The following is a 21,006-nucleotide window of genomic DNA, read 5'->3' as shown; positions in this document are numbered from 1 at the left end:
TGGACAACCGGACAGCTCTCCGCCGCCGCCCGACCGGCGGCCCCTCCGGCAACCGGAGCCGAAGAGTCGAACCCTGGATGTACCTGGTCCCCGCCGCGGTGGTGCTGGGCGGGATGCTGGTCTACCCGCTCTACCAGCTGGTGCTCGTCTCCTTCTTCGACTACCGCCAGCCCCAGGTCACGGGCGCCGAGCCCCTGCGCTTCGTCGGCTGGCAGAACTACCGTGAGCTGCTGGCGGACGGCCAGTTCTGGGAGGTGCTGCTCAACACGGTCGGCTTCGCCGCCGCGTGCGTCGCGGGCACGCTCGCCGTGGGCGGAGCGCTGGCGGTGCTCGCCACCCGGCTGACCCCCTGGGTGCGCACCGTGCTCTTCCTCGCCGCGCTCGGGGCCTGGGCGACGCCCGCCGTCACCGGCAGCGCGGTCTGGCTCCTGCTGTTCGACCCCACCCTCGGCCCGGTCAACCAGGCGCTCGCGGGGCTGGGCCTGACCGAGTTCACCGGACACTCCTGGACCTACGACAAGTGGTCGGCCTTCGGCCTCGTCGGCGCACAGGTGGTGTGGTGCTCGTTCCCGTTCGTCATGGTCACCCTCTACGCCGGCATCCGGGCCATCCCCGGGGAGGTCGTGGAGGCCGCGCGTCTGGACGGCGCCTCCACGTCCCGGATCGCCTGGTCGGTGATGCTGCCCATCCTGCGCCCGGCCGTGACCATCGTGACCATCCAGTCGATCATCTGGGACTTCAAGATCTTCACGCAGATCTACGTCATGACCGGGGGCGGCGGGATCGCCGGACAGAACCTCGTGCTCAACGTCTACGCGTACCAGCAGGCGTTCGCCTCGGGCCAGTACGGGACCGGCTCCGCCATCGGCGTGATCACCACGCTGCTGCTCCTCCTGATCACACTCGTCTACCTGCGCGCCCTGCGCCGCCAAGGGGAGGTCCTGTGACGCTCCGCCGACTCAGGAACGACGTCGCGGGACTGCTCGTCGCGCTGCTCGTCGCCCTGCCGCTCTACTGGATGCTGCTGTCGGCGCTCAGGCCGCGGGCCGAACTGGAGGCCGGGAACGCCGCGCCCTACACCCTCGCCCCGTCCCTGGACTCGTTCCGCCGGGTGCTCACGGTCGACGGGTTCGGCCAGTACCTGCTGAACAGCGTGCTGGTGGCGGTCGTGGTCGTGACCGCCTCGACCCTCTGCGCGTTCCTGGCCGCGGTGGCGCTCACCCGCTACCGCTTCCGCCTCCGCACCACCCTGCTCGTCATGGTGCTGGTGGCGCAGATGGTCCCGGTGGAGGCGCTGACCATCCCGCTCTTCTTCCTCATGCGCGCCGTGGGCCAGGGGGTCCCCGAACTGGGCCTGAACCACCTGGGATCGCTCATGCTGGTCCACACGGCGTTCGCCCTGCCGCTGGCGATCTGGATGCTGCGCAGCTTCGTCTCGGCGGTCCCACGGGAGCTGGAGGAGGCGGCCTGGCTGGACGGCGCCGGAAGCCTCGCCTTCGTCACCCGGGTGCTCTTCCCCCTCGTGGCCCCGGGCGTGGTGGCCTGCAGTATCTTCTCGTTCATCATGACGTGGAACGACTTCCTGTTCGCCCGGACCTTCATCATCTCGGCGCAGGAGAACCAGACGCTGCCGATCGCCCTGCTGTCGCTCTTCAAGCCGGACCAGAACGACTGGGGCGGCATCATGGCGGGCTCGGTCCTGATGACGATCCCCGTCCTGGTGTTCTTCCTGTTCGTGCAGCACCGCCTCGCCTCGGGACTGGGAGGGGCGGTGAAGGGGTGAACCGCGCCCCGGAGCCCCGGCGCAATTCGTCGGCGTCGCTGCGCCGCGCGCTGGCCATCGTGGACTTCGTGCGGGCGAGCCCGGCCGGGAGCGGCGGCGCGACCCTCACCGAGGTGGCCGAGAGCGTGGGGGTGAACAAGAGCACGGTGCTGCGCCTGTCCGTTCCGCTGGTGGAGTACGGCCTGCTCACCCGTGACCCGCGCAGCGGACGGTTCCGCCTGGGCACGGCCGCCCTCACCCTGTGGCAGGCCTACCTGGACGACATGGAGCTGCGCTCGGTCGCCTCGGACCACCTGCGCGACCTCATGAGGCGCACCGGGCACACCTGCCACCTGGTGCTGTTGGACGGCCACGACGTCGTCTACGTGGACAAGGTGGAGAACACGGCCACGGTCCGGATGGCCTCGCGGATCGGCGCGCGGATGCCCGCCTACCGCACCGCGGTGGGCAGGGCGATCCTCGCGTTCTGCCCGGACGACCTCGTGGAGGACGTGGTGGCGGCGGGCCTCCCGGCGGTCACCGCGAGGACGGTGACCGATCCGGCGGTCCTCGCCGGGGAGCTGCGCCGGGTGCGCGAGCGCGGCTACGCCATCGACGACCGGGAGAACGAGCCCGAGGTCCGCTGTGTCGCCGCACCGGTGTTCGACCACAACCGCGACCCCGTGGCGGCGATCAGCGTCTCCTCCCTCGTGAGCCGGCTGCCGGTGGTCGAGGTGCGCAGGCTGGGGCCGGAGGTGGCCGCGGTGGCCGCGCGCATCTCCGCCGAGCTGGGCGGCGGGAGGGCCGCGGCCGCGGCCGGTGCCCGCCGGGGCGGGTAGGGGCGCCGCGGCCCACGGTCCCCGGAGCCGCAGCCGGGAGCCGTCCGCGGGGACCGTCCTCCCCGGGGGCGGCCCCACCCTGGCCTAACGCTGTTAGTTAGGCTCGGGGGATGGACTCCGCGCGCATCTACGAGACGTGTCAGAACCGCCTGCTCGACCTGGCCGCCGGCCTCGACGGGGAGCAGCTCGGCGCCGTCGTGCCCGCCTGCCCCGACTGGACCGTCCGCCAGGTCTACGCCCACCTCGCCGGGCTCTGCGCCGACGTGGTGCGCGGCGACGTCACCCCTCCGGCCGGCGACGAGGTCACCGCGCGCCAGGTCGCCGACCGGGAGGGCCACGCCTTCGAGGCCGTCCTCGCCGAGTGGACCCGCACCGCCCCGGCCCTGCTGGAACTCCTCACCGCCCGGAGGCGGAGGCGGTACAGCCTGCCCGCCCTGGACGCGTGGCACCACGAGAACGACGTCCGGGGCGCCCTCGGCCTGCCCGCGCAGACCGGGGACGCCGACCAGCTCGCGGACTTCCCGCTGGGCGGCCTGGCCGGAGGGTGGTCCGCGCAGCTCCCGCCGGTGCGCGTGGTCGCGACCGACACCGGCCAGGAGTGGGCGCTCGGCGAGGGCGCCGCGCTCACCCTCAGGGGCACGGCCTTCGAGCTCGCCCGCGCCGTGACCGGTCGGCGCAGCGTCGCCCAGATCCTCGCCATGGACTGGAGCGGCGGCGACCCCGCGTCCGCGGCCCCGTTCCTGCCGACGCTGCCCGCGCCCGCGGTCGACCTGGCCGTGTGACGGGAACGCGCGTCCGCGCCCCCGGGGGCCGTGACGGCGGCCCCCGCCGACAGGGGCCGGGCCCCGGGCCTCCGGTACCGCCGACATGCGCAGAAATGGCCCCTTCTTGGCGAAAGCGGAACCCGGGCCGGGCGCAGACTGGAAAGAAGAGCCCGTTCGGTCAAGAGCTGGCCGCCAGGGCGGGGAGGGGAGGGCCGCATGATGTCCACCCGTACCGAGACGGATCCCCGGTTCGACAGCGGGGCGCTGACGCGCGCCGTCGAGTCGGCGGACGCCGACGCGATGCTCGCGCTGTTCGCGGACGACGCCGAGATGGAGATGATCGACAAGAGGGCGCAGCCCAGCAGGCCGGCGGTCCTGCACGGCAAGGCCGCCATCGCACCGGCCCTGCGCGAGGTCTTCGCGCGCGACATGACCCACGAGGTCCTCGACTGCGTGGTGGACGCCGACCACGCCGCCTACGCCGAGCGCTGCTCCTACCCCGACGGGACCCGGGTGATGAGCATGACCATGCTCGACCTGAGGGACGGGCGGATCTCCCACCAGTCCACGGTGCAGGCCTGGGACGAGCCGGCGGCCCCGCGGCCGGAGACGGGCGACTTCGCCCGGCCGGAGGAGACCGAGGTCCTCGACCGGGCCCGCACGGAGGCACTGCGGGTGGGCGGCCACACCGCCGTCCGGATGACGCTGCGGCCCGGCTGGCGCTGGACGGTGGACATGGCCGAGTCCAGGGGCACCGCGAAGTGCATGGTGAACCACCGCGCCTACATCGTCTCGGGCGCCCTGCGCTGGCAGATGGACGACGGCACGGAGGGCGAGGCGCGCGCCGGACAGGTCGTGTGCCTGCCGCCGAACCACGACGCGTGGGTGCTCGGCGACGAGCCCGTCACGCTGGTCGACTGGCCGGTGGCCGGGGGCTGACCGCCGCCGCGGACCGGCGCGCCCCGCCGGGCCGCGTGCCCCGGCTCCCGGGGCACGCCGGCCGCGCCCGCCCCGGCTCCGACGAGCCCCGGGACGGAGGGCCCGGAGGTTCCCGGTCCCCGCTTCGGGCACGCTTCCCGCTGTCTGTCCGAAAAGCCCCGTAGATCACGAATCCTGGGCCGGATTCCTCTGGTTGACCCCATTGCAGGCGCTTATCAATGGTGTTAACTTTTCGGCACTGCTCATGGGAGCGCTCCCGAAACGGGATCGCGTCCCCCTGGGCACCGGAAGGCACCGCTAGCGAGACCGGCGCGGACACCGCGCCCCCCATGGCCCCGCACCGTCGACGCCGACGCCGCCGCGGCCAGCGCCCCCCGTCCTCAAGGCCCGCACACGCCCCCTGTCTCGGCCCCCCGCTGCCCCCGCCGAGGCGCCGCCACACCCCGGCCGACGCACCGCCCGGGGCGCCGCGCCCCTGCTCCGCGGCACCGGAGAGGCCCCTGCGGGGCACCCTCCGAGGAGAACGATGTGACCGACCGACCCGCAACCCGCCGCAGCAGACGGCGGTGGCCCCTCCCCGCGGCAGTGAGCGCCGCACTCGTGGCGGCCGCCTTCACGGCGGTCCCCTCAGCCCAGGCCGGGCCCGCCGAGCCCGCCTCCACCTACGAGTACACGCCCGTGGCCGACGCGCTCCTGGCCGAGAACCCGGAGATCACCGAGTACGAGGCCTCCTTCCTGGAGCAGTACGACAAGATCAAGGACCCGTCCAGCGGCTACTTCCGCGAGTTCGACGGCCTCCTCGTCCCCTACCACTCGGTGGAGACCCTGATCGTGGAGGCGCCCGACCACGGGCACGCCACCACCTCGGAGGCCTTCAGCTACTACCTGTGGCTGGAGGCGACCTACGGGCGCGTCTCCGGCGACTGGCAGCCGTTCAACGACGCCTGGGCCTCCATGGAGGCCTTCATCATCCCCGGCACCGCCGACCAGCCCACCAACGGGGCCTACGACCCCTCGTCGCCGGCCACCTACATCCCCGAGTCCCTGGACCCCAGCGACTACCCGATGCCGCTCGACCAGGGGGTGGAGGCCGGACAGGACCCCCTCGCGGCCGAGCTCAGCAGCACCTACGGGACCGACGAGGTCTACGGCATGCACTGGCTGCTGGACGTGGACAACACGTACGGCTACGGGTTCTGCGGCGACGGCGGCGACGAGGCCCCCGCCTACATCAACACCTTCCAGCGCGGCTCCAACGAGTCGGTCTGGGAGACCGTGCCCCACCCCTCCTGCGAGACGTTCGCGCACGGCGGCGACGACGGCACCGGCTACCTCAACCTGTTCGTCGACGACCCGCAGGCCTCGGAGCAGTGGCGCTACACCAACGCACCCGACGCCGACGCGCGCGCCGTCCAGGTCGCCTACCTCGCGCACGAGTGGGCGAGCGAGCAGGGCAACGAGTCCGCCATCGCGGAGAACGTCTCCAACGCGGCGATGATGGGCGACTACCTGCGCTACGCGATGTTCGACAAGTACTTCAAGGAGGTCGGCGACTGCGTCGGCGCCCAGTCCTGCCCGCCCGGAACGGGCAAGGACTCCGCGCACTACCTCATGGCCTGGTACTACTCCTGGGGCGGCGCCCTGGAGAGCGCCCAGTACCCCTGGGCCTGGCGCATCGGCGGATCCTCCGCCCACCAGGGCTACCAGAACGTGATGGCCGCCTACGCGCTCTCGGAGGTCGACGAGCTCCGGCCGCAGTCGGCCACCGGGGCCGACGACTGGGGCACCAGCCTCGACCGCCAGCTGGAGTTCCTCCAGTGGCTCCAGTCCTCCGACGGCGGCATAGCCGGCGGCGCGACCAACAGCTGGGAGGGCACCTACGCGCAGCCCCCGGCGGACACGCCCACCTTCTACGGCATGTTCTACGACGAGAAGCCGGTCTGGCACGACCCGCCCTCGAACCGGTGGTTCGGCTTCCAGGTCTGGGACGTCGAGCGCGTGGCCGAGTACTACCGCATCAGCGGTGACGAGCGCGCCGGGGACATCCTCGACTCCTGGGTGCCCTGGGCCATCGCCAACACCACCGTCGGCGAGGGCGGCGACTTCGCCGTCCCGGCCGACATGGAGTGGAGCGGAGCCCCCGACGACTGGACCGGCGAGCCCACGGGCAACCCGGACCTGAGCGTCGAGGTCGTCTCGCACAACCAGGACGTCGGCATCGCCGCCGGCCTGGCCAAGACCCTGATGCACTACGCCGCCGCCACCGGCGACACCGCCTCCCAGGAGACCGCCGAGGGACTGCTCGACGCGCTGCTGGTCCACCAGGACGACCTGGGCGTCGCCGTCCCCGAGACCAGGGCGGACTACGAGCGCTTCGACGACCCGTTCGACTCCCCGAACGGCGGGCTCTACGTCCCCGACGGCTGGACCGGGCAGATGCCCAACGGCGACGTGATCGACTCCGACTCCACGTTCGCCTCCATCCGCTCCTTCTACGAGCAGGACGAGGACTGGCCGCAGGTCCAGGCCTACCTGGACGGGGGAGAGGCCCCCGAGTTCACCTACCACCGCTTCTGGGCGCAGGTCGACGTGGCCACCGCGCTCGCCACCCACGGCGAGCTGTTCGGCGCCGCGTCAGGGGAGGGCGGTGAGGGCGCGGGATAGGCACGGACCCCCTCGGGGCCGGGCGCCGCGGGCGCCCGGCCCCCCATCCCGCAACGCCACACCGTGGAAAGGTAGAACACCATGTCGGAAAACACGGGGCACGCGCGCCGTGTCGGGGCCGTCGCCGCGACCGTCCTGGCGGCGGGCCTGCTCGCCGGGGGCTTCGCGGCCTCCGCCCACGGGCAGGAGGAGACGCCGGCCCGGGCCGCCCAGGAGGAGACCCTCCGGGACCTGGCCGACCAGCGGGGCGTGTTCATGGGCACCGCCCTCGCGTCCCACCGCCTCGGCGAGGCCGAGTACGCGCAGACCGCCTCCGCCGAGTTCAACTCCGTCACCCACGAGAACGACCTCAAGTGGGAGGCGGTCCAACCGCAGCGGGGCCAGTACTCCTGGGCCGGCGCCGACCGGGTCGTGGACTTCGCCGAGGCCAACGGCCAGGACGTCCACGGACACACCCTGGTCTGGCACAGCCAGCTGCCCTCGTGGGTGTCCGGCGGCGGTTTCACGGCCGACGAGCTGCTGGCCGTCATGGACGACCACATCAGCACGACCATGGGCCGCTACGCCGGGCGGATCGACACCTGGGACGTCGTCAACGAGCCCATCGGCGACGACGCGCGGTTCCGAGACTCGGTCTTCCACCGCACCCTGGGGGAGGACTTCGTCGCCGAGTCCCTGCGCATGGCCAGGGCGGCCGACCCGGAGGCGGAGCTGTACATCAACGACTACAGCATCGACGGCGTCAACGCCAAGAGCGACGCCTACTACGACCTGGTCGTCGACCTGCTGGACCAGGGCGTCCCCCTGGACGGGATCGGGTTCCAGAGCCACCTGATCGTCGGACAGGTCCCCGCCAGCATGCGCCAGAACATCGAGCGGTTCACGGACCTCGGGCTGAAGGTGCGGATCACCGAGCTCGACATCCGGATGAACGTCCCCGCGAGCCAGGCCGACCTGGAGCGGCAGGCGGACGACTACCGGGAGGTCGTGACCACCTGCCTGGAGGTCGACGGCTGCACGGGCGTGACCGTCTGGGGCGTCACCGACGCCTACTCCTGGGTCCCCGACCACTTCGACGGCCAGGGCGCGGCCCTGCCCATCGACGAGTCCTACCAGCCCAAACCCGCCTACTGGGCGGTCCACGAGGCCCTCGGGGGCTCCCCGGGCCCCCAGCCGACCGACCCGCCCACGGAGCAGCCCACCGACCCGGCCGGGGACTGCGAGGCCGAGTACCGCGTCACCAACCAGTGGCCGAACGGGTTCCAGGCCGAGGTGACCGTCACCGCCGGCAGGGACCTCGACGGATGGGCCGTGACCTGGGACTTCGGCGGAGGCGAACGCGTCGGCCACGCCTGGAACGCCACCGTCACCAGCAGCGGGTCCGCCGTCACCGCCGTGAACGCCGTCCACAACGCCAGGGTCGAGGCCGGGGGGTCCACCTCGTTCGGCTTCACCGGCACCCACGACGGGACCGTCTCCGCACCGGAACCGGTCTGCACCGGGACCTGACCCTCCCGCGGTCCCGCCCGCCCCACGACCGGGCGCCGGGGACCGGGGCGCCTCCCACGGAGGCCCCCGGCCGGCGCCCACCGACCGCCACCGGCCCGCCCCTCCTCGGGCCGGTGGCGCCCGGACCCCTCCGCGACACCCCCCACCACTGGAGACCCCATGGCCACACGCCTGCTCATCGCCCTCGGGGCGGTCCTCAGCCTCGTCACCGCGCTCCTCGTCCACACGGTCCCGGCCCACGCCGACACCGGGTTCCGCGTCAGCGACGGCCGGCTCGTCGACGCGGCCGGGAACGACTTCGTCATCCGGGGCGTCAGCCACGCCCACACCTGGTACCCGCAGGAGACCGGCGCCCTCGCCGACATCAAGTCCCTGGGGGCCAACACCGTCCGCGTCGTCCTCAGCAGCGGGCAGCGCTGGACCGAGAACAGCGCCGCCGACGTCGCCGCCGTCGTGGCCGACTGCAAGGCCAACCGGCTGATCTGCATGCTGGAGGTGCACGACACCACCGGCTACGGCGACCAGGACGGGGCGGCCACCCTCGACCAGGCCGTCGACTACTGGCTGCGCGTCCAGGACGCCGTCGAGGGGGAGGAGGACCACGTCCTCGTCAACATCGGCAACGAGCCCTTCGGCAACGACGCCGCCACCAACCAGAACTGGGCCTCCGCCACGGGCGAGGCGATCAACCGGCTGCGCGGGGCCGGGTTCGACCACACCCTGGTCGTGGACGCGCCCAACTGGGGCCAGGACTGGTCGGGGACCATGCGCGACAACGCCCAAGGGGTCTTCGACGCCGACCCCGACGCCAACACGGTGTTCTCCGTCCACATGTACGGGGTCTACCAGCAGGAGTCCACGGTGGTCTCCTACCTGGAGCACTTCACCGACGCGGGCCTGCCGCTGATCGTCGGCGAGTTCGGCATCGACCACAGCGACGGCAACCCCGACGAGGACGCCATCATGGCCCACACCGAGCGCCTGGGCCTGGGCTACATCGGCTGGTCCTGGAGCGGCAACGGCTCCCCCGTGGAGTACCTCGACATGGTCGAGGGGTTCGACGTCGACAGCCTCACCCCCTGGGGCGAGCGCATCTTCCACGGGCCCGACGGCATCGCCGAGACCTCCGTCGAGGCCCCGGTCTACGGCGGCCCGGGCGAGCCCACCGACCCGCCGACCGAGGAGCCCACCGACCCGCCCACGGAGCAGCCCACCGACCCGGCCGGGGACTGCGAGGCCGAGTACCGCGTCACCAACCGGTGGCACGACGGTTTCCAGGGCGAGGTGACCGTCACCGCCGCGACCGACATCACGGGCTGGACCGTCACCTGGACCGCCGGTGCGGGCGAGGCCGTGGGCCACGCCTGGAACGCCACCGTCTCCAGCAGCGGATCCGCCGTCACTGCGGTGAACGCCCCCTACAACGGAGCACTCGACGCGGGCGAGTCCACCTCGTTCGGCTTCACCGGCACCCACGGCGGCGCCCTCTCCGCTCCCGCGCTCTCCTGCTCAGCCTGACCCGTACAGGGTCGACGCAGAACCCCGGCCGCGCCGCCCCGCGCGGCCGGGTCTCCCCCACAGAGAGAGGAGTGGCCCATGAGGCCACGCAACGCCATCGCCCTGGCAGCGGCGCTCGGCGGGCTCGCCGTCGGCACCGCCGTCGTCGCCCTGCCCGACTCCGCCGAGGCCCACGGAGCCTTCACCTACCCGGCCAGCCGCACCTACGCCTGCTTCCAGGACGCCACCGGCGGCACCGGCGGCGGCGCCCTGCAGCCCACCAACGCGGCCTGCGCCGACGCCCTGGACGAGGGCGGCGACTACCCGTTCTGGAACTGGTTCGGCAACCTCATCAGCGACGCCGACGGCCGCCACCAGGAGGTCGTGGCCGACGGCGAGCTGTGCGGACCCACCGACAGGTTCGCGGCCTTCAACGCGGCCCGCACCGACTGGCCCACCACGGCGCTGGAGCCGAACACCACCGTGGAGTTCCGGCACAACGCCTGGGCCCCGCACCCCGGAGTCTTCCGCACCTACGTCACCGAGGACGGCTTCGACCCCGAACAGGCGCTGAACTGGGACGACCTGGAACTCGTCGACGAGGTGACGGACCCGCCGCTGCGCAGCGGCGGCGACGCCGGAGCCGAGTACTACTGGGACGTGGACCTGCCGGACAGGGAGGGGCGCCACATCGTCTACGTGGTCTGGGAGCGCTCCGACAGCCCCGAGGCGTTCTACAACTGCTCCGACGTGGTCTTCGGCGAGGACCCGGGCACCGGCCCCGGACCGGACCCCGACCCGGACCCGGAGCCGTCCCCGGACCCCACGGAGGAGCCGACGCCCGGCCCCACCGACCCGCCCGGTGACCACTGCACGGCCGAGTACACCGTCACCAACCAGTGGTCCAACGGCTTCCAGGTGGACGTCGAGGTCACCGCGGGGGAGGAGGGCGTCGACGGCTGGATGGTCGACTGGGTGTTCGCCAACCGCCAGGAGATCTCCAGTATCTGGAACGCCTCCCTGGTCAACCACGGCGCGCACTTCGAGGCCCGCAACTCCGCCCACAACGGACAGCTCGATCCCGGGGAGTCCACCAGCTTCGGGTTCACCGCCACCCATCCGGGCGTGAACATCGAACCCCTCGTGGCCTGCCACGAGGACTGACCGGCCCCGCCCGCGACCGCGGGCCCGGACCGCCGCGCTCCGACCCGCGCGGGGCGCCGGCGTGCGCAACGCCGAACACCGGCCGAAGCACGCCGCGCCCCGAACCGCTCCCGGGCCGGAGCGCGGACCGGCCCCCCGGGCCGGGGCCCGGCGGCGCGCCGGCGGCCCGGGCGGGGCGGCCGGCCCCGGAACCGGCTCTTCCGGGGCCGGCCGCCTCCGGCCCCGCCCTCAGGGGCGGTAGGGAAGGCGGTCCACCGCCCGCACCTCTCCCAGCGTCGACCACTCGTTGCGGCCCAACCGCGCCAGCGGGCGCATCAGCTCCACGTCCGGGTGTCCGTCCGCGAGCACGTCCCCGTGCACGGCCACACGCACGACCCTTCCGAACACCACCGTGGAGTCGCCCAGCCCCAGCGTCGAGTGCAGGGTGCACTCCAGCGCCACCGGTGACCCCGCCACCCGCGGCGGACGCACCGACACGCTCGCCTCGCGCCCGATCCCCAGGGCCTCGAACTCGTCGACCTCCGGCGGGTAGGGGGTGCCGCTGGCGTTGACCTGGTCCCACATCGCCTCCGGGGCCAGGTTCACGACGAACTCGCCGGTCTCCTCCGCGTTGCGCAGGGAGTCCTTGCGCCGCACCGAGGTGAACTGCACGATCGGGGGCTCGGTACAGGAGATCGTGAAGAACGAGTGCGGCGCCAGGTTGTCCACGCCGCCGTCGGACGTGGTGGAGACCCACGCGATGGGGCGCGGCACCACCACGGAGGTCATCAGCTGGTAGAAGGCCCGTCCGGGCAGGTCGTCTGGGGTCCATTCGGTACGCATCGGCTCCGATTATGCATCCCCCGCCGTGTGCGGGCGCCGACGCCGGGCATACACGGCGCATGGAACTGGTCACCGCCGACGACGTCCGCGCCGCAGCCACCCGCCTCCAGGGCCACGTGGTCCGCACCCCCCTGACGGCGGGTCCCCCCGGGGCGGACTTCCTCCTCAAACCCGAGAGCCTCCAGCCCACGGGAGCCTTCAAGATCCGGGGCGCCACCAACGCCGTCGCCCTGCTGGGCCCCGGGCAGCGCCGCTCCGGCGTGGTCACGCACTCCTCCGGCAACCACGGGCAGGCCCTCGCCCACGCCGCCGCCCGGCACGGGGCGCCCTGCACCGTCGTGGTCCCCGAGGGGGCGCCCGAGGTCAAGGTCGACCGGATCCGCGCCCTCGGGGCCCGGGTCGTCATGGCGCCGCCCCGGGAGCGGGAGGCGGTCGCCGGGGAACTCGCCCGGAGCGAGGGCCTCGCCCTGATCCCGCCCTTCGACCACCCGGACGTCATCGCCGGCCAGGGCACGGTCGGACTGGAGATCCTGGAGCAGTCGCCCGAGGTGGCCACCGTCGTCGTCCCCGTGGGCGGGGGAGGGCTGGCCTCGGGCGTGGCCACCGCGGCCTGGACCGTCCACCCCCGCCGCGTCCGCGTCATCGGCGTCGAACCCGAGCTGGCCGCCGACGCGGCCGAGAGCCTGCGCGTGGGCCGCCCCGTCGCCTGGCCGCCCGAGCGCACCCACCGCACCATGGCCGACGGCGTCCGCGTGTGCCTCTCCGAGCGCACGTTCGCGCACCTCGACGCCAGGCTCGACGGGATCGTCACCGTCACCGAGGACGAGATCGCCCGCGCCGTCGGCGTGCTGGCCCACGGCGCCCGCGTCGTCGCCGAGCCCAGCGGGGCCCTGGCAGCCGCCGCCCTCCTCGCCGGCCGGATCGACACCGTCCCGGGGCGGCCCGAGGCGACCGTGGCGGTGGTGTCGGGCGGCAACGCCGACCCCGGCCTCTTCTCCCGCCTGGTGGCACGGGGCTGAGGGCGGCGCCCTTCGGAGCCTGAGTCGGGGGGCGCGGACGCCGCCCGGCGGGCAGGACCCGGGTTCACGGGTGCGGCCCCACCCTTCCGCCGCCCCCGCCGGCGGGGGCCGGACCTCCGGCGGGAGGTGCTGCGGTCAGCGGCGCTCGGCGGCGTCGCGGGCGGGATCCCCGCCCGCGGCCGCGCCCGTCCGCGGCGTCCGGGCGGCGGGGGAGGAGGGGCGGGAGCCCGGGCCGGCCGCCGGGGCGTTCCGGGCGGCGGGGGAGGAGGGGCGGGAGCCCGGGCCGGCCGCCGGGGCGTTCCGGGCGGCGCGGTCCTCCCGGCGGCGCATGGCCATGTCGGACACGGCGGCCAGCCCCAGCGCGACGACGAGCGCGGCGACGATCAGCAGGGTCCACAGGGCGGTGCCGAAGGAGGAGGGGTCGGTCACGGGGGCTCCGGGGGGTTCGCGGGCGGTCTGGTCCCCTCACCGTAATAGGTGTTAACTTTCGGACCCAGTGTTCGCAGGAGTGAACTGCGTCATACACGGCCGCAGGGCGGGCGAGGGCCCGGGACACACGGAGGGCCCGGGACGGCGCCCCCGTCCCGGGCCCGGCGGCCGGCCCCGCGGATCGTCGCCGCGCGGCCGGAACGGCTACAGGATCGAACCGGGGGAGTAGGCGGCGGCCTCCGGGCGCCCGGCCACGATCCCGTCGATCCGCGCCACCACGGAGGCGACCTGGTCGGCCGCGGCCCCCGTGAAGGTGATCCGGTCCGCGAGCAGCTCCTCCAGCGCGGCGCGGTCCAGCGGGAAGCGCTCGTCCGCGCCCAGCCGCTCGAGGAGCCGGTTGCCCGCGCCCTCCTGGCGCATCGCCAGGGCCGCGCCCACCGCGTGCTCCTTGATCAGCTCGTGGGCGGTCTCCCGGCCCACGCCCGCGCGCACGGCCGCCATCAGCATCTTGGTCGTGGCCAGGAACGGCAGGTACCGGTCCAGCTCGGCGGAGACCACCGCGGGGAAGGCGCCGAACTCGTCCAGCACCGTCAGCATCGTCTCGACCAGCCCGTCGAAGGCGAAGAACGCGTCCGGCAGCGCCACCCTGCGCACCACCGAGCACGACACGTCGCCCTCGTTCCACTGGTCCCCGGCCAGCTCGCCGGCCATCGACGCGTAACCGCGCAGGACCACGGTCAGCCCGTTGACCCGCTCGCACGAACGCGTGTTCATCTTGTGGGGCATGGCCGACGAGCCGACCTGGCCCTCGGCGAACCCCTCGGTCACCAGCTCGTGCCCGGCCATCAGCCGGATCGTCTTGGCCAGCGACGACGGGCCCGCCGCCAGCTGCACCAGCGCCGTCAGCACCTCGAAGTCCAGCGAACGGGGGTACACCTGCCCCACGCTCGTGAACCGGTGCTCGAAGCCCAGGTGCGCGGCCACCTCGTCCTCCAGGGCGGCCAGCGCCCCGCGGTCGCCGCCCAGCAGGTCCAGCATGTCCTGCGCGGTGCCGACCGGCCCCTTGATCCCGCGCAGCGGGTAGCGGGCGATCAGCTCCTCCAGCCGGCCGTGGGCGACCAGCACCTCGTCGGCGATCGACGCGAACCGCTTGCCCAGGGTCGTGGCCTGCGCCGCCACGTTGTGGGAGCGGCCCGCCATCACCGTCCCGCCGTACTCGGCCGACAGCCGCCCGAGCCGGGCCAGCAGCGCCACCACGCGGTCGCGCACCAGCAGCAGGCTGTCGCGCACCTGCAGCTGCTCGACGTTCTCGGTCAGGTCGCGCGAGGTCATGCCCTTGTGCACGTGCTCGTGGCCGGCGAGGGCGTTGAACTCCTCGATCCGGGCCTTCACGTCGTGCCGGGTGACCCGCTCGCGCTCCGCGATCGAGGCCAGGTCGACCTGCTCCAGGACCTTCTCGTAGTCCTGGACGACGCCGTCGGGGACGTCCACGCCCAGACGGGCCTGGGCCCGCAGCACGGCCAGCCACAGCCGCCGCTCGGAGACCACCTTGTACTCGGGGGACCACAGCCGGGTCAGCTCCGCCGAGGCGTAGCGGGCAGCCAGGACATCGGGGATCAGAGGTTTCGCGCTCACGTCGCCCCACCCTACCGTCCTGAGCTGCGCCGCCCGCCGCGGCCTCGGCCCGCCCGGCGCTCCCCGCCGCGGACACGGCCCCGGCGGGCGCCGGAGCGGCCCGGCCGCGGAGGGCTCCCCGGGGCCGCCGCGCGTCCGTGCCCCACGGGCACGGGAGCACGGTGGGAGGAGGCCCGGCGGACGCGAGCCCGCAGAGGGGCGCGGGGACACGCCCAGGGTGGGGCCGGCCCCACCCCCGACCCGGGGGCGGGACCGATTCCGGACCCCGTCCACGGTGCCTACGGTGGGGGCATGACCACGCCCCGCACGACGAAGGCGCAGCCGAGGACACTCCTGGCAGCCCTGCTGAGCCCCCGCTTCCTCCTCACCGCCTGGCCCTGGCGCGCCCTGGCCCACTCAGCGAACACCGTGTTCGTCGGCCTGGCGGTGGCCGTGGTCGCCATGCCGGTCTACCTGCCGTGGACGCTCGTCGGGGGGATGCTCCTGAGGAGGCCGTGGGACACCCTCTCCGCCGGCCCCATGGCGGCCGGGCTCCTGGGCGGTCTGGCCATGGTCCTGGTCTTCGCGCCGCTCATCGCCCTCCCCCTGGGGGCGCTGGAGCGCAGGCGCCTCGTGTTCATCACGCGGGGGCCCTTCCCCAGCGGCCACCGGGTACCGGAGCCCGGCCTGTGGGCCTGGGCCCGCACCCGGCTGACGGAAGGGGCGACCTGGCGGGAGATCGCCTACTCGGTGCTCCTGGTCCCCGTCGCACTCCTGGTCTGCCTGGTCCTGGGCTCCCTGCTCAGCGCGGCGGTGGTCTTCGCCACGGGCCCGCTCCTCGCCCAGGAGTCCCGGGGCGGCCAGGTCTCCCTGGCCTTCGTCACGATCACCTCCTCCGCGGAGGCCGTGCCCTACATGATCCTCGCCCCGGTCATCCTCGTCGTGCTGCTCTACGCCTCGGCGGTCCTCGCCCAGACGCACCTCGCCATCGCCCGCGCCCTGCTCGTGGGACCGCCCAAGGACGAGCTCCGCGCCGAGCTCAGCCAGGTCACCGAGTCCCGCGCCCGGCTGGTCAACGCCTTCGAGTACGAGCGCAGGCGCATCGAGCGCGACCTGCACGACGGCGCGCAGCAGAGGCTCGTCGCCCTGTCCGTGGACCTGGGGCTGGCCCGTCTGGACCTGGAGGAGGGCGGCGAGGCCGACCGCCGCGTGGCCGCCGCCCAGGCCAACGCCGACGAGCTCATCGACGAACTGCGCGAACTGGTGCGCGGCATCCACCCCAGGGTCCTCACCGACCGCGGCCTGTCCGCCGCCCTGGAGGAGCTGGCCGACCGCTGCCCCGTCCCCACGCGTGTGGAGGCCGCGGTCCCGGTCCGCCTTCCCGCCCACGTCGAGGGCACCGCCTACTTCGTGGTCGCCGAGGCGCTCACCAACGTGGCCAAGCACGCCGAGGCGACGGCGGTGACCGTGCACGCCTCCGTCCTGCCCGGGACGGGCGGCCCCCCGGACGCCCTCCTGGTGGAGGTCGCCGACGACGGTGCGGGCGGGGCCGAGCCGGGGCGGGGCTCCGGCCTCACCGGTCTCACGGACCGGGTGGCCGTCATGGGCGGCACAATGGAGCTGTCCAGCCCCCAGGGCGGACCGACCCGAATCCGAGTGGAGCTGCCGTGCGGACCGATTCCCCCGACCCCGCTGACCTGACCCCCGTGCCCACCGTCCTCGCCGAGGACGGCGTGCTGCTCAGGGAGGGCCTGGCCGGGGTCCTGGAGCGCTTCGGCTTCCCCGTCGCCGCCGCGGTGGGGGACGCGGAGGCGCTCCTGGCCGCGGTCGCCGAGCACCGCCCCGGCCTCGTCGTCACGGACATCCGCATGCCCCCCGGCTTCACCGACGAGGGGCTGCGCGCCGCGGTCCGGCTGCGCGCCGAGCACCCCGGGCTGGCGGTGGTGGCCCTGAGCCAGTACGTGGAGCTGAGCTACGCCTCCGACCTGCTGGACTCGGGGGACGGCCGGGGCGTCGGCTACCTGCTCAAACAGCGGGTGGGGGACGTGCGCGAGTTCGCCTCCGTGCTCCGGCGCGTGGTGGACGGGGCGACCTTCGTCGACCCCGAGGTGGTCCGCCAGCTGCTGCGCCGCCGGTCCGACCCGCTGGAACGCCTCACACCCCGGGAGCGCGAGGTGCTCGGTCTGATGGCGGAGGGGCACTCCAACGGGGCCATCGCCCGCAGGCTCGTGGTCAGCGACGCCGCCGTCGGCAAGCACGTGGGCAACATCCTGGCCAAGCTGGACCTGCCCCTGGACGAGGACGTCCACCGCCGGGTCCAGGCGGTCCTGGCCTACCTGCGGGGGCGCTCCGCCTGAGCGGCGGGCCCCCGCCGACGGGACGGCCGGGCCGGCGGGCCCTCTCCGGCGGAGGGCGCCGCGCACGCGCCCCGCCGTCCCGGACGGCGTCCACGGGGGGCGGAGGGCGGCGCCCGGACCCCGGACGTATCGTGGGACCACCGCCCGCCACAAGGCGCGAACCCCCCGCGCAGCCCGGAGGAGAACGGATGCAGCCCACCGTCGCCGCCCCGGAGAGCGTCACCTGGAAGATCCACCTGGACCGGTCGATGTGGGTGGCGGGCGTGCGCGCCCTCATGCTCCAGGCGCTCCACCCCGTGGCCATGCAGGGGGTGTGGCAGCGCTCGGACTTCCGCTCCGACCCGACCGGGCGCCTGCTCCGCACCGCCCACTTCGTGGCCGTCACCACCTACGGCAGCCTCACCGAGGCCGAGACCCTCGGCGCGCACATCCGCCGCGTGCACCGCGCGCTGTCCTTCACCGATCCGGCCACCGGACGCCTGCACCGGGTGGACCGGCGCGACCTGCTCGTGTGGGTGCACTGCGCGGAGGTCTCCTCCTACCTGGAGACCGCCCACCGCGCCGGCGTGCCGCTGACGGCGCAGGAGGCGGACCGCTACGTGGACGAGCAGTCGCGCACCGCCGCCTACGTCGGCCTCTCCCGCGACGACGTGCCCCGCGACCTCGTCGGGATGCGCCGCTACCTCGCCGCGGTCCGGCCCTCCCTGCGCGCCACGCCCGAGGCCCGGCAGGCGGTGCGGTTCCTGCTGTGGCCCAAGGTTCCCGAGCGCCTGGCGTGGCTGACCCCGCTCAAACCCCTGTGGTTCCCCGTCGGCGCGCTGTCCTACGCCACCCTGCCCGCGTGGGCGCGCCGCGCCTACGGGGTGCTGCCGGACCCGCCGGGGAGCGGCGCCCTCACCACCACCGCCCTGCGGGGGCTGCGGGCCGGGCTGGAGCTGGTGCCGGAGCGGTACTACAACCTCGTCTTCGACGAGGCCACCGTGCGCAGCGCCGACGAGGCGAGGGAGCGCCTGCTGGCCGCGGGGTACGAGGTCGAGAACGGGTTCCGGGCGCTGCGCGCCCGCACGCGCTTCCGGGCGCCGGCCGTGCCGGCGCCCCGCGACCCCGCCGAGGCCTGAGCCCCGGCCCCCGGAGCGGGGCGCCGGAGGCGGACCCGCTCGCGGGCGGGCCGCCGGCCGGCACGGCGGGGAGCGGGCCGCGGCCCGCCCCTTCCGAGGTCCGGCACACGCCCGGTCCGGCACGCGTACCGGACCGGGCGGGCGCTCCGCTCGTGGGCGCGTGGCCCGGCCGCGGGCGCTCCTGCCGGCGGACCCCCGGACGGGAGGTCCGCCGCGGGGCCTCCCCGCAGGTCCCGCGCCCTACCTGTCCAGGACCCGGCGGAGCGCGGAGAGCACCACCTCGGCGCGGTCCAACCGGGCGTTGTGGCCCATGAGGCCGATCCGCCACACGGACGCCGCGTAGCGGCCCACGCCCGCGCCGATCTCCAGGCCGTACTCGTCGAGCAGGCGCATCCGGACCTTGGCCGAGTCCACGCCCTCGGGGACGCGCACCGACGTGAGCTGCGCCAGCCTGTGCCCCTCCGCGGCGAACAGCTCGAGCCCCATGTCCACCAGGCCCTCGCGCAGGCGCGCCCCGGCGGCGCGGTGGCGCTCGGCCACCGCTTCCGGGCCCTCGGCCTCGATGCGTGCGAGCGCGGCGTCCAGGGACGCGATCATCGCCGTCGGCGCGGTGTGGTGGTAGGCGCGGCCGCCGGGGCCGCCGCGCACGTAGGCGCCCAGGAGCCCCAGGTCGGCGTACCACACGGGCGGGGTCGGGACCCTGCGCTCCCAGGCGCGCTCGGAGAAGGTGAACGGGGCCAGCCCCGGTGCGACGCCCAGGCACTTCTGGGTGCCCGAGTAGGCGATGTCGACCTTCCACGCGTCCAGCTCCAGGGGCATGCCGCCCAGGGAGGTCACGCAGTCGGCGAGCAGGAGGGTGTCGTCGGAGCGCTCGCGCAGGGCGCGGCCCAGGGCGCCGACGTCGCTGACCACGCCGGTCGAGGTCTCGGCGTGCACCACGGCGACCAGCCTCGGGGAGGGGTGGGCGTCCAGCACGCGCCGGACGTCCACGGGCTGTCCCCACTCGTGGTCGACCCGTACGACATCGGCTCCGTAGCGGCGGGCGACCTCGCACATGCGCTCGCCGAAGAGGCCGTTGACCGCGACGACCACCACGTCGCCCGCGGAGACCGTGTTGGCGAAGGCCGTCTCCATGCCGAGGGAGCCGGTTCCCGACAGGGGCAGCGTCAACGGGTTCCCGGTGCCCCACAGGGACCGGAGCCGGTCGCAGGTGCGTTCGAGCACGGCGATGAACTCGGGGTCGAGGTGACCGAGGAGGGGCGCGGCGAGCCCCAGGGTCGCCTCCGGATAGGGGTTGCTCGGGCCGGGGCCGAGCAGGATGCGGTCCGTCAGTGGCATGCGCACACACTAGCGGGGCGTGTGCGCCGGACGCGTGACGGGGAACGGGGGAGGTCCGCCGGGCGGACGGCGGGGGCCCGGGGGCCTCGGGCGGGTTCCCCGGGCCGCGGGCGGGTTCCCCGGGCCCGCGGTCCGGGCCGCGGCCGGAGGTAGCGTGGATGTCGGGGCCGGTGAGGGGGTTACCCATGAGACGCAGGGTGCGGCAGTACGGGGTCCTCATGGGCGTCTGCCTCGCGCTCTTCGCCGGTTCGCTCCCCGTCTACTACGTGTTCGGCACGGGGTGGGCGGTGGCCATGTGCGCGGTGGCGTCGGTCCTGCCCCCGGTCGCGGCCACCCTGGGCAACCTCGCCGACCCGGCCGATCCCCAGGACCGCGGAGCCCGTTTCGGGCCCAACGCCGACCCGGGCGAAGGGGACGGCGACGACCCCGACCACGGGGACCCCGACCACGGGGACCCCGGCGACGGGGACGCCCCCGGCCGCGCCCCGGACCCTCCGTAGCCCCGCGGCCCCCGGCCGGCCGACCCCCTCCGGCGGGAGCGGAGGCCCCGCACGTAGTATTCCGGCGGGGTCGGGCACCGTGCGCCCGGACGGCCGCCACGACTCCCGGACGACAGGGGAGGGGAAGCGGTGACGCACACCAGCACCGAGGACGCAGGGGTGGGCGGCGGCACCGGAGGGGTGCGCATGCTGCGGGTGCTCCACGACGACCCCCGGGTGGCGGGGCTGCTCGCGGGCCTGCTGGAGGAGTACACCGAGCGCTACGGCGCCGAGGGCGCCGCCAAGGAGCTCGCCCGGTACCCGGTGTCCGAGTTCGTCGCCCCCCACGGCCGCATCGTCCTGGCCGAGTCGGACGGGGAGGTCGTCGCCGGGGGCGCGATCCGCCCCTACAAGAAGGACCGCGCGTCCATGGCCGACACCGCCGAGTTCAAGCGGATCTGGACCTCGGGCCGCCACCGCCGCCGAGGACTCGGGAGAAGGGTGATGGCCGCCCTGGAGGAGGCCGCCCGGGACCTCGGCTACACCAGGGTCCTGCTCTTCACCGGCCCCTCCCAGCCCGAGGCGGTCGCCCTGTACGAGGGCCTCGGCTACCGGTGGGTCGACCCGGCCGAATTCGACGAGCTGCCGTACTCCTCCGCGATCCCCTTCGCGCACGAGCTGTGAGCCCGGTC

General features: G+C 74.4%; 18 protein-coding genes and 1 pseudogene. 15 read left to right on the top strand and 4 right to left on the bottom strand.

The genetic code is table 11. From position 1 onward, the window contains the following. Positions 1–77: 77 nt before the first annotated feature. From ACIRPH_RS08155 to ACIRPH_RS08115, 9 genes are all read left to right on the top strand, one after another. Positions 78–947, top strand: coding sequence for a carbohydrate ABC transporter permease (locus ACIRPH_RS08155; RefSeq protein ID WP_402910905.1), 870 nt, complete (start codon positions 78–80; stop codon positions 945–947). After that, positions 944–1,783 (top strand): carbohydrate ABC transporter permease, encoded by an 840-nt coding sequence (locus ACIRPH_RS08150; RefSeq protein WP_402910902.1) that lies wholly within the window; start codon positions 944–946, stop codon positions 1,781–1,783. The genes ACIRPH_RS08155 and ACIRPH_RS08150 overlap by 4 nt, the downstream gene beginning before the upstream one ends. Beyond that, entirely contained in the window at positions 1,780–2,601 is an 822-nt protein-coding gene (locus ACIRPH_RS08145; protein ID WP_402910899.1) for an IclR family transcriptional regulator, read from the top strand. The genes ACIRPH_RS08150 and ACIRPH_RS08145 overlap by 4 nt, the downstream gene beginning before the upstream one ends. A gap of 110 nt (positions 2,602–2,711) precedes the next feature. Then, a complete protein-coding gene (locus ACIRPH_RS08140) occupies positions 2,712–3,383 on the top strand; it encodes a maleylpyruvate isomerase family mycothiol-dependent enzyme (protein ID WP_402910897.1) in 672 nt (223 codons plus the stop codon). Between the two features lie 198 nt (positions 3,384–3,581). Further along, positions 3,582–4,304, top strand: a complete 723-nt coding sequence (locus tag ACIRPH_RS08135; protein WP_402910894.1) for a nuclear transport factor 2 family protein — start codon at positions 3,582–3,584, stop codon at positions 4,302–4,304. Positions 4,305–4,832: 528 nt separating this feature from the next. Further along, positions 4,833–6,968 (top strand): glycoside hydrolase family 48 protein, encoded by a 2,136-nt coding sequence (locus tag ACIRPH_RS08130; RefSeq protein ID WP_402910892.1) that lies wholly within the window; start codon positions 4,833–4,835, stop codon positions 6,966–6,968. 81 nt (positions 6,969–7,049) lie between these two features. Then, positions 7,050–8,477, top strand: coding sequence for an endo-1,4-beta-xylanase (locus ACIRPH_RS08125; protein WP_402910890.1), 1,428 nt, complete (start codon positions 7,050–7,052; stop codon positions 8,475–8,477). A 159-nt stretch (positions 8,478–8,636) separates the two neighbouring features. Beyond that, positions 8,637–9,995 carry a cellulase family glycosylhydrolase gene (locus ACIRPH_RS08120; RefSeq protein WP_402910887.1) on the top strand — a complete coding sequence of 453 codons (1,359 nt, stop codon included), beginning with the start codon at positions 8,637–8,639 and terminating at the stop codon, positions 9,993–9,995. 78 nt (positions 9,996–10,073) lie between these two features. Beyond that, a complete protein-coding gene (locus ACIRPH_RS08115) occupies positions 10,074–11,138 on the top strand; it encodes a lytic polysaccharide monooxygenase (RefSeq protein WP_402910885.1) in 1,065 nt (354 codons plus the stop codon). Positions 11,139–11,366: 228 nt separating this feature from the next. On the opposite strand, the gene ACIRPH_RS08110 is transcribed toward ACIRPH_RS08115, so the two are convergent. Continuing rightward, positions 11,367–11,960: a flavin reductase family protein gene (locus tag ACIRPH_RS08110; RefSeq protein WP_402910882.1), complete on the bottom strand. Its 594-nt coding sequence runs from the start codon at positions 11,958–11,960 to the stop codon at positions 11,367–11,369. Positions 11,961–12,019: 59 nt separating this feature from the next. Between ACIRPH_RS08110 and ACIRPH_RS08105 the strand changes: the two genes are divergently transcribed. Continuing rightward, positions 12,020–12,979, top strand: a complete 960-nt coding sequence (locus ACIRPH_RS08105) for a threonine/serine dehydratase (protein WP_402910879.1) — start codon at positions 12,020–12,022, stop codon at positions 12,977–12,979. Positions 12,980–13,114: 135 nt separating this feature from the next. On the opposite strand, the gene ACIRPH_RS08100 is transcribed toward ACIRPH_RS08105, so the two are convergent. Continuing rightward, positions 13,115–13,408: a histidine kinase gene (locus ACIRPH_RS08100; RefSeq protein WP_402910876.1), complete on the bottom strand. Its 294-nt coding sequence runs from the start codon at positions 13,406–13,408 to the stop codon at positions 13,115–13,117. A 204-nt stretch (positions 13,409–13,612) separates the two neighbouring features. Beyond that, entirely contained in the window at positions 13,613–15,043 is a 1,431-nt protein-coding gene (gene purB, locus ACIRPH_RS08095; RefSeq protein ID WP_402910873.1) for an adenylosuccinate lyase, read from the bottom strand. Positions 15,044–15,334: 291 nt separating this feature from the next. On the opposite strand from purB, the gene ACIRPH_RS08090 reads away from it, so the two are divergent. The 3 genes from ACIRPH_RS08090 to ACIRPH_RS08080 all read left to right on the top strand — a co-directional run bounded on the left by ACIRPH_RS08090 (position 15,335) and on the right by ACIRPH_RS08080 (position 18,497). Next, positions 15,335–16,723 (top strand): sensor histidine kinase, encoded by a 1,389-nt coding sequence (locus tag ACIRPH_RS08090; RefSeq protein ID WP_402910870.1) that lies wholly within the window; start codon positions 15,335–15,337, stop codon positions 16,721–16,723. Next, positions 16,690–17,379, top strand: coding sequence for a response regulator (locus tag ACIRPH_RS08085; RefSeq protein WP_402910867.1), 690 nt, complete (start codon positions 16,690–16,692; stop codon positions 17,377–17,379). The genes ACIRPH_RS08090 and ACIRPH_RS08085 overlap by 34 nt, the downstream gene beginning before the upstream one ends. A gap of 188 nt (positions 17,380–17,567) precedes the next feature. Then, entirely contained in the window at positions 17,568–18,497 is a 930-nt protein-coding gene (locus ACIRPH_RS08080) for an oxygenase MpaB family protein (RefSeq protein ID WP_402910864.1), read from the top strand. A 240-nt stretch (positions 18,498–18,737) separates the two neighbouring features. Here the strand turns inward: ACIRPH_RS08080 and ACIRPH_RS08075 are convergent, their stop codons facing one another. Continuing rightward, complete coding sequence (locus ACIRPH_RS08075; protein ID WP_402910861.1) at positions 18,738–19,835, bottom strand: pyridoxal-phosphate-dependent aminotransferase family protein; 1,098 nt, start codon at positions 19,833–19,835, stop codon at positions 18,738–18,740. A 185-nt stretch (positions 19,836–20,020) separates the two neighbouring features. Between ACIRPH_RS08075 and ACIRPH_RS08070 the strand changes: the two are divergent. Together ACIRPH_RS08070 and ACIRPH_RS08065 are read left to right on the top strand one after the other, a co-directional pair. Next, positions 20,021–20,236, top strand: a pseudogene (locus ACIRPH_RS08070) (DUF3099 domain-containing protein); the annotation flags it as partial. A gap of 228 nt (positions 20,237–20,464) precedes the next feature. Beyond that, a complete protein-coding gene (locus ACIRPH_RS08065) occupies positions 20,465–20,998 on the top strand; it encodes a GNAT family N-acetyltransferase (RefSeq protein WP_402910859.1) in 534 nt (177 codons plus the stop codon). Positions 20,999–21,006 lie beyond the last annotated feature (8 nt).

It is taken from the genome of Nocardiopsis sp. NPDC101807 (assembly GCF_044766605.1).
In the GTDB taxonomy this organism is placed as follows: domain Bacteria; phylum Actinomycetota; class Actinomycetes; order Streptosporangiales; family Streptosporangiaceae; genus Nocardiopsis; species Nocardiopsis tropica.
This window is presented reverse-complemented; position numbering and strand designations above follow the sequence as displayed.

Excerpts from the sequence above, each read along its gene's own strand:
- ACIRPH_RS08155 (WP_402910905.1), top strand. The coding sequence starts at position 78 with ATGTACCTGGTCCCCGCCGCGGTGGTGCTGGGCGGGATGCTGGTCTAC.
- ACIRPH_RS08140 (WP_402910897.1), top strand. The coding sequence starts at position 2,712 with ATGGACTCCGCGCGCATCTACGAGACGTGTCAGAACCGCCTGCTCGAC.
- ACIRPH_RS08135 (WP_402910894.1), top strand. The coding sequence starts at position 3,582 with ATGATGTCCACCCGTACCGAGACGGATCCCCGGTTCGACAGCGGGGCG.
- ACIRPH_RS08125 (WP_402910890.1), top strand. The coding sequence starts at position 7,050 with ATGTCGGAAAACACGGGGCACGCGCGCCGTGTCGGGGCCGTCGCCGCG.
- ACIRPH_RS08120 (WP_402910887.1), top strand. The coding sequence starts at position 8,637 with ATGGCCACACGCCTGCTCATCGCCCTCGGGGCGGTCCTCAGCCTCGTC.
- ACIRPH_RS08115 (WP_402910885.1), top strand. The coding sequence starts at position 10,074 with ATGAGGCCACGCAACGCCATCGCCCTGGCAGCGGCGCTCGGCGGGCTC.
- ACIRPH_RS08110 (WP_402910882.1), bottom strand. The coding sequence starts at position 11,960 with ATGCGTACCGAATGGACCCCAGACGACCTGCCCGGACGGGCCTTCTAC.
- ACIRPH_RS08105 (WP_402910879.1), top strand. The coding sequence starts at position 12,020 with ATGGAACTGGTCACCGCCGACGACGTCCGCGCCGCAGCCACCCGCCTC.
- ACIRPH_RS08090 (WP_402910870.1), top strand. The coding sequence starts at position 15,335 with ATGACCACGCCCCGCACGACGAAGGCGCAGCCGAGGACACTCCTGGCA.
- ACIRPH_RS08080 (WP_402910864.1), top strand. The coding sequence starts at position 17,568 with ATGCAGCCCACCGTCGCCGCCCCGGAGAGCGTCACCTGGAAGATCCAC.
- ACIRPH_RS08075 (WP_402910861.1), bottom strand. The coding sequence starts at position 19,835 with ATGCCACTGACGGACCGCATCCTGCTCGGCCCCGGCCCGAGCAACCCC.